Here is a 14,217-nt window from a genome sequence, read left to right as displayed (position 1 = left end):
GCTTTCGTATGTAACAACTATATTTGGTTATTGCTATTGCTCGCACAGGGGATGCTTTGCTAAAATATTATCATTTATGTCAGCTCCAACAAATCAACAGAAAGAACATCTCGGTTTTATACCGGCGGCGAATTTTGTCCCTTTTACTTTGGTTACGATGCTATTCCTTATTTGGGGTATTCCCAACAACCTGAATGATATTTTAATTAAGCAGTTTATGAAATCGTTTGAACTATCCAGATTCCAGGCTGGCTTCATTCAGTCTGCTTTTTATATGGGGTATTTTTTATTGGCTATTCCCTCAGGCCTGATTATGAAACGCTATTCTTATAAGGTGGGATTGGTTTTAGGGCTTTTTCTTTTTGCTGTCGGTTGTTTTCTGTTTTGGCCTGCTGCCCTGGCCGGAGCATACAATCTATTTTTGCTCGCTTTATTTATTATCGCTTCCGGGTTGACATTCCTGGAAACCGGTGCCAATATTTTTATCGTAGAAATGGGACGCCCGCAATCGGCTGAAAGACGACTGAATTTTTCGCAGGCTTTTAATCCGATTGGGGCGATACTTGGAGTTTTAGTTGGAACCGTATTTATTTTTTCAGGCATAGAGCATGATGCCGATAAAATAGCCGCTATGAAGCTGGCTGGCAATTATCAGGATTACCTGGATGAGGAAACCATGCGGGTGGTGACACCATACATTGTACTTTCCATTTTTTCATTGTTATGGATGGTTTTTATTTTGCTGACTAAGTTTCCGAAATTAAGAGAAGAAGGCTTTTCCGAAAACGCAAAGCAGGCGAGCGCAAAAGCGCTTTTAAAGTACCCCTATTTTTATAGAGGCGTATTGTCTCAATTTTTTTATTGTGGCGCGCAAATAGGCACCTGGAGCTTTTTCATTCAGTATGTTCAGGATTACACGGGCTATTCGGAGAAAACAGGCGGCTATTTTCTTACCGGGACTTTGGTTGCATTTGGCGTGGGACGATTTACTGCTACTTATTTGATGAAATACTTCAGGCCAGAGCCGCTGATGGCCCTATTTAGTCTTATCAATGTTGGGTTGGTAGCTGTAGCGGTCGCCAACCCGGGGTTGGTAGGAGCGTGGTGTATATTTTTTACCAGCTTTTTTATGTCGTTGATGTACCCGACGAATTTTGCATTAAGCATTCGCGGGTTAGGCGCTAACACTAAAATTGCTGGTTCAATTATGGTGATGGCAATCGTGGGGGGAGCATTTTTTCCGCCGGTCATGGGCTTTGTCGCCGAGCATTTAGACAGCATGGCTTGGGCTATGATTGTTCCGTTGCTTTGTTATTTGTATATTGGTTATTACGCTGCGTTCGGTTCTAAGATGCATTAAAAAATACTGTTGTTTAAACAATGGATTGTAATATGGAAAAAACGAAATTAATTAAAATTCATCCGGAAGATAATGTATTGATAGTTCGTTCAGGTATTGAAGCGGGCGACGTTGAACAATTTGAGGGCCAGGAAGTCGTCTACAGTTTGCCTATTGGCTTAGGGCATAAGATTGCAGCGCGAACGATAGCTGCAGGAGCGTTGATTATTAAATACGGTGTGCCCATAGGATCCAGTATTCGAAAGATCCTTGTTGGAGAACATGTGCATTTGCACAATATGAAAAGCGATTATATCCTGACAGTTACACGAAATAATCAATTTAAAGATGGAAAATAATGTAAGCGGATATCTAAGGGCCGACGGAACAAAGGGCATCCGAAATGTACTATTGGTTGTTTACCTGGTGGAATGCGCGCATCATGTAAGCCAGCAAATTGCGAAGGCTTTTGATGAACAGGACGTACAAGTAGTTGGCTTTTCGGGATGTTACCCCAATAAACACGCGGATAAAATAATCAATGCCGTCTGCACTCATGCCAATGTTGGTGCGGTGTTATTAGTGTCATTGGGTTGTGAGAGTTTTAACCGAAGCCAACTCGAATGCCATATCGCTGAAACGGGAAGGCCGGTGCATACGATCGTTATTCAGGAGGCGGGAGGTACTCCTGGAGCAGTGGAAAGCGGTCGAACCTGGGTCGCAGAGGCGCTGACAGTACTCGATACTGTGCAGCGGGTAAGTATAAACTTTGATGACTTAATTATCGGAACGGTGTGCGGTGGCAGCGATGCAACCAGCGGTATTACGGCTAATCCTTCAGTCGGCAGGGCTTTTGATCGTTTAGTTCAAAAAGGCGCCATTTGTATGTTTGAAGAAACCGGCGAAATGATCGGCCTCGAAGACATAATGAGTCGCCGTGCGCCAACTCCGGCATTAGCGACCGAGCTGAGAAATGCCGTAGAAAAAGCGGCTGCGTATTATTCTAAAATGGGACATGGAAGTTTTGCACCCGGGAATGCAGAAGGAGGACTTTCTACGATTGAAGAAAAATCAATGGGAGCATATTGTAAAAGCGGCAACCTTCCAATAAGCGGTTTAATTAAACCTGGTGATCGACCTCCGCGTTCCGGCTTATATTTAATGGATGTCGTTTCTGACGGCGATCCGGTGTTTGGTTTTCCCAATATTAACGACTCTTCAGAGATTGTGGAAATGATTGCCAGTGGCTGCCATCTGATTCTCTTTACAACGGGCCGGGGATCCGTGGTGGGCGCCGCTGTTTCGCCAGTAATAAAGATTTGCGCCAATCCAGATACTTATCGACGCATGTCGGGCGATATGGATATCAATGCGGGGAGGATTTTGGAAGGTAGTGCAACGATTGACGACGTAGGTGATGAAATAGTGTCTTTGGTAGCAGCCGTAGCCTGCGGAAAAAAGACAAAATCAGAAAAGCTGGGCCACCAGGAATTTGTGCTGACATATCAGACTTTTGAACCCATCGGTCCTGCCTGTCTCCCGAAGTAAAGCATTCGTAAGCAGGAGGCTTTCACCTCGACAAATTGTAGTAATAGAAACAAAACATACCAAATGGATTTAAGGTTAAAAGACAACGTGATCATTATAAGCGGCGGCGCAAAAGGAATCGGAAGCGCTATCTCTCTTGTGTTGGCGGAAGAAGGAGCGACGGTGGCCATTATAGGCAGGAACGAAACCGATAATACAGCACATGTAAAAAAAATAGTAGACTGCGGCGGGCAGGCGTTTGCAGTCTGCGCTGAACTTTCTGAACCTGACGAATGCCGGAGGGCAGTCGACGAAATTGTCGCCCGTTTTGAACGAATTGACGGGCTGGTCAATAATGCAGGGGTGAATGATGGTATTAATTTAGAACATGGCGGCTACGCCCAATTTATAAATTCGCTCCATAAAAATCTGGTGCACTATTATTTGCTGGCGCATCATTGTTTACCTTTTCTAAAAATAAGCAAAGGGCCAATAGTAAATATCAGTTCCAAAACAGCCGAAACGGGGCAGGGCGGCACTTCTGCGTATGCGGCGGCCAATGGAGGTCGCAATGCCCTGACGCGGGAATGGGCAGTAGAACTATCCAAATACGGGATACGCGTAAACGCGGTGGTAGTCGCGGAATGCCTGACACCCAACTATGAGAAATGGTTGAAATCTTACCCCGATCCGACAGCCAAAATGAAAGAAATTACGGATTTGATTCCGTTTGAAAAACGAATGACAAGCTCCCGGGAAATAGCTGACATGGTGAGCTTTTTACTGTCTGACAGATCGAGCCACACTACTGGCCAGCTCATTCATGTTGATGGCGGATATGTTCATCTGGACCGGGCTATTGGCAAATTTAGTGAGTAAGAACGCAAGCTTATGAAACCTGTTTTAGTACGAAAAAGACACGATGCTGTAATTGATTTTGATGATAAGGAGTATGACTATTTTTACAACCCCTGGCATTATCACCCCGAATTAGAGCTGACGCTAATCGTTCGGGGCGACGGACAACGTTTCGTGGGGGACAACGTAGAAAATTTTGCCGAGGGCGACCTGGTTTTAGTGGGAAGCAATCTGCCCCATTTTTGGCGTAGCGACAATAGCTATTATCAGAAAAATAGTCAAAGAAAAGTGCAGGCTATTGTTGTTAAATTTCTGCCTGATTTTGTAGGTACTGAGTTTAGCGAAAGAGAGGAGATGAAATTAATAAAAACGCTTATTCACAAGACTGCGGCTAAAGGCATTAAACTTCGGGGCGACTTAAAGGCTAGGGTTAGCGTACTGATGCGCGAAATGCCGAAGATGGACGAAACCCAACGCATCATTCAGTTGCTTTCCATTTTATATCTCATCTCTATTTCAAAGGAATATATCTCCCTGGTAAGTTTTGGATATTATGCCGAGGTGAAAGATGCAAATGAGAAAGACCATTTCAGAATCAACAGCGTATTAGACTACCTTGCAAAAAATTATAAGAAACCCATTACTTTAGATCAGATAGCCGCTATCGTACATATGAACAGGAATGCCTTTTGCCGTTTTTTAAACGAAAAACCGGGCGAACACTCATAGCGATGCTTTCTGAAATACGTATAAGCCGCGCCTGCCAGTTGCTTCAAACAACGGAGGAGAGCATCGAACTTATCGCCCGAAAAGTGGGGTATACCAATATCTCCAACTTTAACCGAAGCTTTAAACAAATTGTCGGAACAACACCTTTGATGTATCGGCGCCGAATGATATAATAGCTAGGCGCTGGCTCAGAAAAGCAGAGAAGCCGGATGGTGGAATGCGGGCATGTTGCAAATTTTTTTGATACAAGAGCCGCTTCGTTATAAAATAGTATATTGAAGTGTATTCGTCTGCTAAATTTTTTGTTATGAAGCCATATCTATTGCTTTTGCTAGGCATGCTGCTCATGTCTCCGGTATTTTCTCAGACCGCCAAAAGCCCTGAAAATGTCATTGTCATCACGATCGACGGCTGCCGTTGGAACGAAGTTTTTGGCGGCGCGGATTCAGCGATTCTTTTCAACGAAAAATTCAAAAAGACAGAGTTTAAACGATTGTCGGGACGGTTTTGGCATCTGGATCCCCGAGAACGCAGAAAGAAACTCATGCCATTTATGTGGTCGACTATAGAAAAGGAAGGCCGCATTTATGGCAATAAAAATTTTGGCAGCGACGTGTATGTGCGAAACAAAACAAGCATCTCCAATCCCGGCTATGCGGAAATTTTTACCGGTTATGCAGATCCGGCGATCGTTAGCAATGAGTTATCCTACAATAAAAATATAAACCTGTTCGCTTTTTTAAATAAGCAGCCGGGGTTTAAAAACAAGGTGGCGTCATTTGCTTCCTGGGATAGAGCCTTGGGATATTTAAATGCAGAGGAAAATGATTTTTTAATTAATGGAGGTTACCTTGATGTCAAGGGCGACGCTTTGAGTCCACTTCAAAAAACACTTAACAATTTGCAGCAGCTATATCATGCGAAAGAGAGCTCAAGGCCCGATTATATCACTTATTTACACGCCAAGGAATATGTGAGGCTTCATCAGCCGCGGGCGTTAAGTATTGGTTTTGCCTGGACAGATGATATGGCCCACGACGGCAGCTATCCAAAATATCTGGAAAAGATACTGGAGTTTGATAATATGATTCAGGACCTATGGCAATATGTGCAAAGCCTGCCGCAGTATAAAAACAACACGGTCATGTTCATCACGGTAGATCATGGACGAGGATATGAGGAGCAGTGGGTGTCGCATGGTGCTCAAACACCGCATGCTAACGAAATTTGGTTCGCCATAATTGGCGCCGGAATAACACGGAAAGGTGAAATAAAAAAGGCCGGCGTTTATTACCAGGACCAGTTTGCGCAAACGCTGGCGCATTTGCTTGGTTTTACGTTCACCGCCAATCATCCTGTTGCAACCAGGATATTGGATGTTGAAAGTGAGTAGCGCCTGGGCGATACGTTCGCTTATCGTGGGCTGTTTGATTCGAAAAAAAGGAAGCTGTGATGCTGTAAATAGGGATTGAGCATCAGATGCGCATCTAGCAGAAATTGGAAGTGTTTTAGCGCGGATTAGCTTATATATTTATTTTCAAATGCCCGGGAGTTGCGCTATCGTCCCAATTGGATATTTCAATGAATCCAAAAGTATGATATCTAGGTCTGATAAAGTAAAGTTTAAAGGGCCGGCTGTACGTATTGATCAATTTGGTATCTTTATTTACCTTAACAACTAAAAGCTGCTGATTGTATGAATTTTTTTTTAACTAAACTGCTACCGAGAATAATAGCAATTGTGCTTACTTCGAGTTTCCTATTTGCTTGTAAAAAGGAAACGGGCGAACCTCAGGGTATAGCAAAGAAATATAACATTAAAGGTAAGGTCGAAAAAGGCCCCTTCATTAAGGGAACTAAGTTGACCATTCAGGAGTTAGACAAAGACCTGACGCCTACAGGTAAAGTTTTTCACACGGCCATAGTAGACGACGAAGGAAGTTTCTCTATCAACAATCTTGAACTGAAATCATCGCTTGTTGAGATAATTGCAGACGGGTATTTTTACGATGAGGTTTTGGGCGAGCTATCGTCGGGGCCGATTACTCTGACAAGTTTGGCAGATTTGTCCGAAGAAGGAGATATCAATGTCAATATTCTAACGCATATTACAAAAAGTCGGATTGAAAGGCTCATGGAAAAAGATCAGCTCATGTTTGTCAAAGCCCGCGAAAAGGCGCAAAACGAACTTTTTTCAATATTTGGGCTTCAGGAATATAGTACTAAAAGATTTAACTCATTTACTATCACCTCCGGAACTGCTGAGGCTTCATCTCAAATTGTAGTATCGTCGATCTTGCTCGATGGAAGGTCGCCTGCACAGTTCACGGAATTTGTATTTTCCATTGCAAATCAGTTTAAAGCAGACGGAACGGTCACCGCAGAGATAAAAAAACAGTTATGGGAAACAAGTGTTAATCTGGATTACGCGCGTATCGAACAGAAACTTCATGCGCGCTATGCTTCCCTAAATAAGGAGCTTCAGCTTGTAAACTTGAGTCGCTTTGTTGATTGGAACAATGATGGAATAGCTGGCAACGAATTAGGGAATATAGGCGAAGACCCTATTTTGAAGTTTGAATTGGACACCTTGAAAGTAGTGAAAGAAGGTGGAATTTATAAAGTGAAAATCAACTCGAACATTCCTTACAAAGAATACCAGGATAAGTCTTTAGAAGACAATTTCTTCAGCGATATGTATACTGATATTTCCATTACACAGCAATCGATGACCGACAATGAACTGGCCTTAAATATTGCGCCCAGCTCTGGTATGGTGATGGGTGATAAGGTTATCTCCATTAGCAGTTACGATAATCAGGTTAAGGCTTCTATTGTTATTCGACAGGAAGGAGATATTAACAGACCTCCGCAGGGGACCTTGGGAGCTTATCTTAGCGGAATGCTGCGGTCGGTTTACAAAACTTTAGACTTGAACTACACAGCAGAAGCTGTTTACACTCAATCTTTCAATTTAGCTGGATGGAATGAATTCTACCAAAAAGCCATAACGCCCAACACCTCTAAAGTCGGTCAAATGTTCACCAGTCCTTACCAGGCGATTCGAATAATAAACCAACTTTTAGAGGTCGGAAACGACAGGTTCCCGTCTGGATTAAGAGCAAACCTGCTCGCATTACGTTCAATATTGTATTATCAGATGATGATATTATGGGGTAACGTGCATTATGTTACAAAGGTGATCGGAGTCGATATCAATGAAATTCCGAAGCAGATTTCACAATTTGAAATGCTTCAGCAACTCAAAGCGTCTTTTGCTGAATGCAGATCCCAACTAGCCTCCCAAAAAAGCAATATCGGGCTACCTAACTCTATGGATATCCCTTCCCATATGCTGGCTAAGGTTTTAATAAATCAGAGGGACTATTCTGAAGCGCTTGTTTTGCTCGAAAATATAATAAACTCTAAAAGATACGCATTGTCGATAAGGGCCGAGGATGTTTTTCTAAATGGTAACTCCGAATTAATATATTCTCTTTACATTGAGAATCCCAGTGAGTACAAAAGGATTCATACAAACGCTGCTGTTATACCGGTCATAAGGCTTACAGAAACATATATGCTTGCTTCTGAGTGTGCCTTATACTTAAATAAAAAAGATAAGTTAATTCAATTTTTAAATCAAATTGAGACAGGTCGGTCCAGGTTGCCAAAATTTAATGCCTCTTCAACTATTGATATTCAGACATTAAAGGAAGTGTGGAAGAGCGAATTGCCTAGTGACTTCTCATATTTTGATTTTCTAAAGAGAAATAACCTGGCGGAATCAGAGCTCAACCTTTCTAACTCTTCCTACAAATTGCTTCTTCCGATTCCAATGTCGGAGGTTGCTAATAATCCGAATACGGTGCAAAATCCGGGTTATTGATCAAGTTTGACGCGAGTATAAAAAGCGTTCGAGATCTAAAAAAAAGAAGTTTTTAGTTATGTGTGCGCAATTGTCGGTTGTTCCACCTTTTCGTCGGTTTCAATTTCGCCATCTCTTAGGCGGATAATGCGATGTGAGTGGCGGGCGATATCTTCTTCGTGCGTCACAAGGACGACGGTGTTGCCGCCGCTGTGAATTTTGCCAAAGATGTCCATGATTTCATAAGATGTTTTCGTGTCCAGGTTTCCGGTCGGCTCATCGGCCAAAATAATCGACGGGTCGTTTACCAGTGCACGCGCAATAGCTACACGCTGACACTGCCCGCCGCTAAGCTCATTTGGTTTATGGTGGCTACGCTCGGTTAAATTCACTTTTTCGAGTACCTGCATGGCTTTTTCGTTCCGCAGATTTTTAGCCATACCTGCATAAATAAGCGGTAACGCCACGTTTTCAAGCGCCGTTAAACGCGGTAGCAAATTAAATTGTTGAAATACAAACCCAATTTCTTTGTTACGCACTTCTGCCAGGGCGTTGTCTGCCATCTTGCTTACATCCTGGTTGTTCAGAATATAAGAACCGGAGGTGGGGCTGTCGAGGCAGCCCAAAATATTCATCAACGTGCTTTTGCCGCTCCCCGAAGGCCCCATCAAAGACACGTATTCGTTTTTGTGAATATCAAGCGACACGCCTTTTAATACTTTCAGTTCCTGCTGGCCCATAAAGTAACTTTTGCGCAATTGTTCGATATGTATAATGCCCCGCTTTAATTCGTTGTTCATGGCTTCTTTTTCGTGCGTTTTTCTAAGGGTGTGAATGTTGCCAGGCGACGGCAGCCTTACTTTTTAATCACTTTCGGAACAAGGAAAAATTGTCCATCTGTTTCTGGCGCGTTTTTTAAAGCCGCTTCCCGGCTCACCGAGCCTTTCACTTCGTCGTCGCGAAGCACATTGATTTCGTCGCTCATATGCATTAAAGGTTCCACGTCAGAAAGATCGAGTTCATTTAGTTTATCTACAAAGCCAATCATGTCTCTAAGATCTTTGGCAATATCTTTTTTCTCCTTATCGGTAAAATTGAGTTTGGAAAGATGTGCTAATTTCTCTACCAGTGCGTCGTTTACTTCCATATTTCAAAAATAGTTGAAAACCTTTAAATAATAAGGGTATAGCAGGTTCGGCCAAATGTCTTAAAGCACTTTCAGGCTTTCGACTTTATCGTTATCAATTTTTTTAATTAATGCCTCTAGAGAGTCGAATTTTTCCTCTGGCCTTAAGAACCGTTTCACATAAACGCGCAGCGTCCGGCCATAAATATCATTCTGAAAATCAAAAAGATTCACTTCGATCACTCTTTTCGAGCCATCAACGGTGGGCCTGAAGCCCACGCTCATCATACCTTTCAGGAGTGGCCCATACGAACCGTTTTCCAGTTTTACGGACGCGTAAACCGCATAAATGCCATCGCCCGGAAGGATTTTTTCTTCGTTTTGCACCTGAAGATTCGCGGTTGGATAGCCTAATTCCCGTCCCAATTTATCACCGTGCACAACTTCCCCTTCAAAAAAGAAATGGTAACCCAACAATTGGCTTGCGGTGGCAGTGTCGCCGCTTAAAATGGCTTCGCGAACTTTAGTTGAGCTGATACCAATATGATCCAGGATATGTTTGGGAATCTCCTTCAACTGATAGCCGTATGTTCCCTGGAAGTTTTCCAATAGTTTATAATCGCCGCGGCGGTTCTTGCCAAACCGGTGGTCATAACCAATAATGATCGTATGGGGATGAAATTTTTTAATTAGAAAATCCTTAAGATAAGCTTCCGGCTCCTGATTCGCGAAAACTTCGGTAAACGGCGTGATGACAAGATGATCCACTCCGAGTGCTTCCAGCAAGGCCGTTTTTTCGCTAAGCGTGTTAATCAACCGGATGCCAAGAATAGAAGAGGAAACGACCTTTCTTGGATGGGGATGAAAAGTGATAATGACCGATTCCCCGCCGGCTGCTGTCGCGGTTTGTGTAAGCTGGCTGATAATTTTCTTATGCCCCTCGTGCACGCCATCGAAGGTGCCGATGGTAATCACAGCATTTTTAAATGCTGGCAGCTTATTGATATCATAATGAATTCGCATAAAAACGCAAAAGTAAGTTGATAGGGTGAAATGTCCATATATACCCAACAATTCACCATGTATAATAAAGCGGCTTTACATCAAACTGATTTTTTATCTTCGCGGGTTCAAACTCATTGATTGAGATGGATCCGGAGGAGGCCGGTCCGGATGAATCGTTTAGGGTATTGTTCAGCAATGCCCGCCCAAAAACAAATAAAATGTCTTTATATTCGAAAAGAGGCGTGTCTGCCCAGAAAGAAGAAGTGCATGAAGCGGTAAAGCAACTTGATAAGGGGTTGTTCGAAAATGCGTTCTGTAAGATTTATCCTGATGTTTTAGTGGGAGATGCTGACTGGGTGAATGTTATGCATGCCGATGGCGCCGGCACCAAAAGTATTCTGGCGTATTTATACTGGAAAGAAACCGGCGACGCCACCGTGTGGCGCGGCATCGCGCAGGATGCGATCGTTATGAACCTCGACGATTTGCTTTGCGTGGGTATTTATGATCAGCTGGCGTTTTCTTCAACTATCGATCGGAATAAAACCCTTATTCCCGCTGAAGTGCTAAGCGAAGTGATCAATGGCAGCCAGGAGTTTTTTGATAAAATGAAAGCCCTTGGCGTCAACATCACTTTTATGGGTGGCGAAACAGCCGACGTCGGGGATGTGGTTAGAACCATTGCCGTAAACGGAACGATGGTGGCGAGGTGGCCAAAAAACAAACTGATTACAAACGAAAAAATTGCGCCCGGCCAGGTAATCGTTGGGCTGGCGTCCTTCGGACAGGCGGCTTACGAAAGCGACTACAACAGTGGTTTGGCGAGCAATGGGCTCACCAGCGCACGCCATGATGTGCTTCATAAATATTATGCTCAAAACTTCCCGGAAACCTTTGAGCCTAAGTTGAGCGATGACGTGGTTTATATTGGTAAGCACAGGCTTACGGACAAGATAACCGTCGACGGCAAAGAGCAAACGGTGGGAAAATTGGTCTTAAGTCCAACCAGAACCTTTGCTCCCGTGATGAAGGTATTGCTGGAAGCCCATTTTGACGCCATTAAAGGTTTGATACATTGCAGCGGCGGTGGGCAAACCAAATGCATGAAGTATATGCCTCAAAATGTAAAGATTATTAAAGACAATCTTTTTGCACCGCCCGTGATTTTTGACATTATTAAAGAAGCGAGCGGCGCCGATGATAGGGAAATGTACCAGGTATTTAACATGGGTACGCGGCTGGAGATTTATACCGAAGAAGCCGACGCTGCCAGCATTATTGAGGCCGCGAAAAAAATGGGCGTCGATGCGCAGGTGATAGGAAGGGTAGAGGCGGCCGAAAAGCAGTCGCTCGAGATTCAGTTGGGTGAGCAGGTGTTGAAGTTTTAACAGCTCTTGCTAAAAAGAACGATTCAATTAATTTTTTGACGTATTTTTAAATTCAAATCAAAAACGTTGCCCTTATTATAACCGATGCTTACGGACCTGACCAGTGCAAAAAAAGAAATAGTAATCGACGCCTTTAAGAGTTTTGCCTATCTCATTTTTGAAGTTTCTCGGGAAGAAGTAATCACGAATGTATGGGCTAAAAATCCTGCTGAAGAACAGGAAGCTCGTGCAGTTTATTTGGGGAAAAGGTCCGTTGAAATTAATAATGGTAACATTACGGCCGAGTCTGTTGCTGCTATCAGAAAGGCATTTGCTTCTTCAGAAGTGCATTCAGTTGATTATATTCATCCTCTCGAGCAATCAACACTCCGATTTGCGATTAAAATTTTAAAGGCGCCTTACGATGACAATTTTGTTTTGGTCTTAATTGAACGGACTGAAACCAATGAAGTGGTGGAAGATAAATGGCATCTCGCGCTCGACGCAGTAGGAGATGGTATTTGGGATGCCAACTTGCAAACGGGCAAGATTTTTTTCTCTTCAAAATGGCAGGAAATATTCGGTTATTCAGAAAACGAAATCAGAACTACTGATGAATGGAGGGCTAAAATCCATCCGCAGGATTTGGAAGCCGCCACCCGGTTAATGGCGGAACATATAAAGGGTAATACGCCTGCTTATATTTCTGAAATCAGATATTTATGTAAAGATGGTACTTATCGTTGGATACTGAGCCGTGGCCTGGTGACGAGTTACACCGAAGACGGAAAGCCGCTTCGGTTTATCGGAACCCACAATGATATACATGAAAGAAAATTGAAGGATATTGCTAACCTGGAGGATAAGCAGCGCTATAAAGTGTTATTTGATCATAGTGTGGCGCTTATTTGCACCCACGATCTGAATGGAAAAATATTAAATGTAAACCCCTATGCAAGCGAATTGCTTCAGTACGGCAGGGAAGAGCTAATCGGCAGAAATATTGCGGATCTGGTGCCTGAAAAATATCGGAAGGATGTGCAGCTCGAATACCTGTCGGCTATCGTCAACAGCGCTACCGCAGAAGGTGTTTTGCGTATGTTGTCAAAGGAAGGAAGCATTAAACATCTTTTGTATAAAAATTATTTGTTCAGCAATGCCGATGGCGAAAAATATGTGATAGCCTTCGCCCACGATATTACCGAGCGCTTGAGAGCGGAAAGCGGCCTGCGTACTAGCGAAAAGATTTTTTCTACTTATTTCAATCTTTCCGGCATCGGCATGGCAATCGTTAGCCCCGCAGGTAAATGGGAGAAAGTAAACGACGCTTTATGCAGAATAACGGGTTATAGCCCGGCTGAACTTGCGGATATGCACTTTGCCGATATCACCCATCCGGAAGACCGTGATCGCGATGTAGAGGCAAAAGAGCGGATGCTACGCCGCGAAATCGAATCCTATGAAGTCGAAAAGCGATACATCACGAAAGATGGGCGGGTGATTTGGGTGTCGCTGACGACAGCCTTAGTAAGAAGTGCTGCCGGCCACCCCAAATTTTTCATAGCCCAATTTGTCGATATCACGGCCCGAAAAAATCTCACCAACCAACTGCATACCAAAAATAATGAGTTAAATCAGGCTAAAGAGGAACTCTTGGGGAAAGTGAAGGAGCTTGAGGAAATCAGCCATGCGATCGGGCACAATCTGCGCGGTCCGGCGAAGAATATCAACTTGCTGACCAAAGTGTTGAATGTGAAAGTAGGTAAAACCACAGAGCCTGAGGAAGCCTATACACTCGCCGAGTCGTTCACGCTGGATGAGCTCGTTTCCATGATCGACACGGTCGGCATTGCGATGACGAATAGTCTCGAAACTTTATTGAACATTGCTGAAATCAGATTGAATAAAGAACTGCCGTTTGATGATTGTGGGTTTGAGGAAGCAATAGACTCAGTACTTAGCATGCTCGCCGGCGATATTCATAAAAAGAGAATTCAGGTAAACAAAGCGTTGGAGGTAGAACGTATTTTATATCCTAAGCCTTATTTGGAAAGTATTCTGTATAACCTGATTAGCAATGCCATTAAATATAGCAGCCCTTTCACGGATTCGAAAATTTGGATCCAGACCGGAACGCAGGCCAACGGGGAGGTTACATTATCAGTAAAGGATAATGGCTTCGGAATCGATATGGACAAGTTTGGCAAGAAAATATTTAAGTTGAGCCAGGTTTTTCACAAAAACACAGACAGCAAAGGCGTTGGACTTTACCTTACAAAAACACAGATAGAGTCTTTAAATGGAAAGATTAATGTGGAGAGTAAACTGAATGAAGGATCGACGTTTATGGTGACTTTTGCGCCATCGAGTACGCTGGCATCCAACCCATAAAACCTTT

The 14,217-nt window shown here is 43.3% G+C and carries 13 protein-coding genes; 10 read left to right on the top strand and 3 right to left on the bottom strand.

All coding sequences use genetic code 11. The features are described 5' to 3' along the window. Positions 1-76: 76 nt before the first annotated feature. The 8 genes from fucP to ABDK00_RS10780 all read left to right on the top strand — a co-directional run bounded on the left by fucP (position 77) and on the right by ABDK00_RS10780 (position 8,342). Positions 77-1,360, top strand: coding sequence for an L-fucose:H+ symporter permease (gene fucP, locus ABDK00_RS10815; protein ID WP_346239219.1), 1,284 nt, complete (start codon positions 77-79; stop codon positions 1,358-1,360). A 32-nt stretch (positions 1,361-1,392) separates the two neighbouring features. Next, entirely contained in the window at positions 1,393-1,698 is a 306-nt protein-coding gene (locus ABDK00_RS10810) for a UxaA family hydrolase (RefSeq protein WP_346239218.1), read from the top strand. After that, a complete protein-coding gene (locus ABDK00_RS10805) occupies positions 1,688-2,887 on the top strand; it encodes a UxaA family hydrolase (RefSeq protein ID WP_346239217.1) in 1,200 nt (399 codons plus the stop codon). The genes ABDK00_RS10810 and ABDK00_RS10805 overlap by 11 nt, the downstream gene beginning before the upstream one ends. 63 nt (positions 2,888-2,950) lie before the next feature. Continuing rightward, positions 2,951-3,745 (top strand): SDR family oxidoreductase, encoded by a 795-nt coding sequence (locus tag ABDK00_RS10800; RefSeq protein ID WP_346239216.1) that lies wholly within the window; start codon positions 2,951-2,953, stop codon positions 3,743-3,745. 12 nt (positions 3,746-3,757) lie between these two features. Then, entirely contained in the window at positions 3,758-4,453 is a 696-nt protein-coding gene (locus tag ABDK00_RS10795; RefSeq protein WP_346239215.1) for a cupin domain-containing protein, read from the top strand. Between the two features lie 2 nt (positions 4,454-4,455). Next, the gene (locus ABDK00_RS10790; RefSeq protein ID WP_425474800.1) at positions 4,456-4,626 is read left to right on the top strand and encodes a helix-turn-helix domain-containing protein; all 171 of its coding nucleotides are present in this window, start codon (positions 4,456-4,458) and stop codon (positions 4,624-4,626) included. A 134-nt stretch (positions 4,627-4,760) separates the two neighbouring features. Then, entirely contained in the window at positions 4,761-5,846 is a 1,086-nt protein-coding gene (locus ABDK00_RS10785; RefSeq protein WP_346239214.1) for a hypothetical protein, read from the top strand. Between the two features lie 303 nt (positions 5,847-6,149). After that, positions 6,150-8,342 carry a hypothetical protein gene (locus tag ABDK00_RS10780; RefSeq protein WP_346239213.1) on the top strand — a complete coding sequence of 731 codons (2,193 nt, stop codon included), beginning with the start codon at positions 6,150-6,152 and terminating at the stop codon, positions 8,340-8,342. A 56-nt stretch (positions 8,343-8,398) separates the two neighbouring features. On the opposite strand, the gene ABDK00_RS10775 is transcribed toward ABDK00_RS10780, so the two are convergent. The 3 genes from ABDK00_RS10775 to ABDK00_RS10765 are packed head-to-tail and all read right to left on the bottom strand — an operon-like array spanning position 8,399 to position 10,470. Further along, complete coding sequence (locus ABDK00_RS10775; protein ID WP_346239212.1) at positions 8,399-9,121, bottom strand: ABC transporter ATP-binding protein; 723 nt, start codon at positions 9,119-9,121, stop codon at positions 8,399-8,401. A gap of 56 nt (positions 9,122-9,177) precedes the next feature. Then, complete coding sequence (gatC, locus tag ABDK00_RS10770) at positions 9,178-9,468, bottom strand: Asp-tRNA(Asn)/Glu-tRNA(Gln) amidotransferase subunit GatC (RefSeq protein ID WP_346239211.1); 291 nt, start codon at positions 9,466-9,468, stop codon at positions 9,178-9,180. 60 nt (positions 9,469-9,528) lie between these two features. Continuing rightward, positions 9,529-10,470, bottom strand: a complete 942-nt coding sequence (locus ABDK00_RS10765) for a bifunctional riboflavin kinase/FAD synthetase (protein ID WP_346239210.1) — start codon at positions 10,468-10,470, stop codon at positions 9,529-9,531. 200 nt (positions 10,471-10,670) lie between these two features. Here ABDK00_RS10765 and ABDK00_RS10760 point away from each other — a divergent pair, with 200 nt between their 5' ends. Together ABDK00_RS10760 and ABDK00_RS10755 are read left to right on the top strand one after the other, a co-directional pair. Then, entirely contained in the window at positions 10,671-11,840 is a 1,170-nt protein-coding gene (locus ABDK00_RS10760; protein ID WP_346239209.1) for an AIR synthase related protein, read from the top strand. Positions 11,841-11,924: 84 nt separating this feature from the next. Then, positions 11,925-14,210 carry a PAS domain S-box protein gene (locus tag ABDK00_RS10755; RefSeq protein WP_346239208.1) on the top strand — a complete coding sequence of 762 codons (2,286 nt, stop codon included), beginning with the start codon at positions 11,925-11,927 and terminating at the stop codon, positions 14,208-14,210. The last annotated feature ends 7 nt before the right edge of the window (positions 14,211-14,217 follow it).

It is taken from the genome of Niabella insulisoli (assembly GCF_039652435.2).
Classification (GTDB): domain Bacteria; phylum Bacteroidota; class Bacteroidia; order Chitinophagales; family Chitinophagaceae; genus Niabella; species Niabella insulamsoli.
This window is presented reverse-complemented; position numbering and strand designations above follow the sequence as displayed.

Bases quoted from the DNA above. Each gene is read 5' to 3' on its own strand.
- ABDK00_RS10765 (WP_346239210.1), bottom strand. From the start codon at position 10,470: ATGCGAATTCATTATGATATCAATAAGCTGCCAGCATTTAAAAATGCT.
- fucP (WP_346239219.1), top strand. From the start codon at position 77: ATGTCAGCTCCAACAAATCAACAGAAAGAACATCTCGGTTTTATACCG.
- ABDK00_RS10805 (WP_346239217.1), top strand. From the start codon at position 1,688: ATGGAAAATAATGTAAGCGGATATCTAAGGGCCGACGGAACAAAGGGC.
- ABDK00_RS10800 (WP_346239216.1), top strand. From the start codon at position 2,951: ATGGATTTAAGGTTAAAAGACAACGTGATCATTATAAGCGGCGGCGCA.
- ABDK00_RS10810 (WP_346239218.1), top strand. From the start codon at position 1,393: ATGGAAAAAACGAAATTAATTAAAATTCATCCGGAAGATAATGTATTG.
- ABDK00_RS10755 (WP_346239208.1), top strand. From the start codon at position 11,925: ATGCTTACGGACCTGACCAGTGCAAAAAAAGAAATAGTAATCGACGCC.
- ABDK00_RS10760 (WP_346239209.1), top strand. From the start codon at position 10,671: ATGTCTTTATATTCGAAAAGAGGCGTGTCTGCCCAGAAAGAAGAAGTG.
- ABDK00_RS10775 (WP_346239212.1), bottom strand. From the start codon at position 9,121: ATGAACAACGAATTAAAGCGGGGCATTATACATATCGAACAATTGCGC.
- ABDK00_RS10785 (WP_346239214.1), top strand. From the start codon at position 4,761: ATGAAGCCATATCTATTGCTTTTGCTAGGCATGCTGCTCATGTCTCCG.
- ABDK00_RS10780 (WP_346239213.1), top strand. From the start codon at position 6,150: ATGAATTTTTTTTTAACTAAACTGCTACCGAGAATAATAGCAATTGTG.
- gatC (WP_346239211.1), bottom strand. From the start codon at position 9,468: ATGGAAGTAAACGACGCACTGGTAGAGAAATTAGCACATCTTTCCAAA.
- ABDK00_RS10790 (WP_425474800.1), top strand. From the start codon at position 4,456: ATGCTTTCTGAAATACGTATAAGCCGCGCCTGCCAGTTGCTTCAAACA.
- ABDK00_RS10795 (WP_346239215.1), top strand. From the start codon at position 3,758: ATGAAACCTGTTTTAGTACGAAAAAGACACGATGCTGTAATTGATTTT.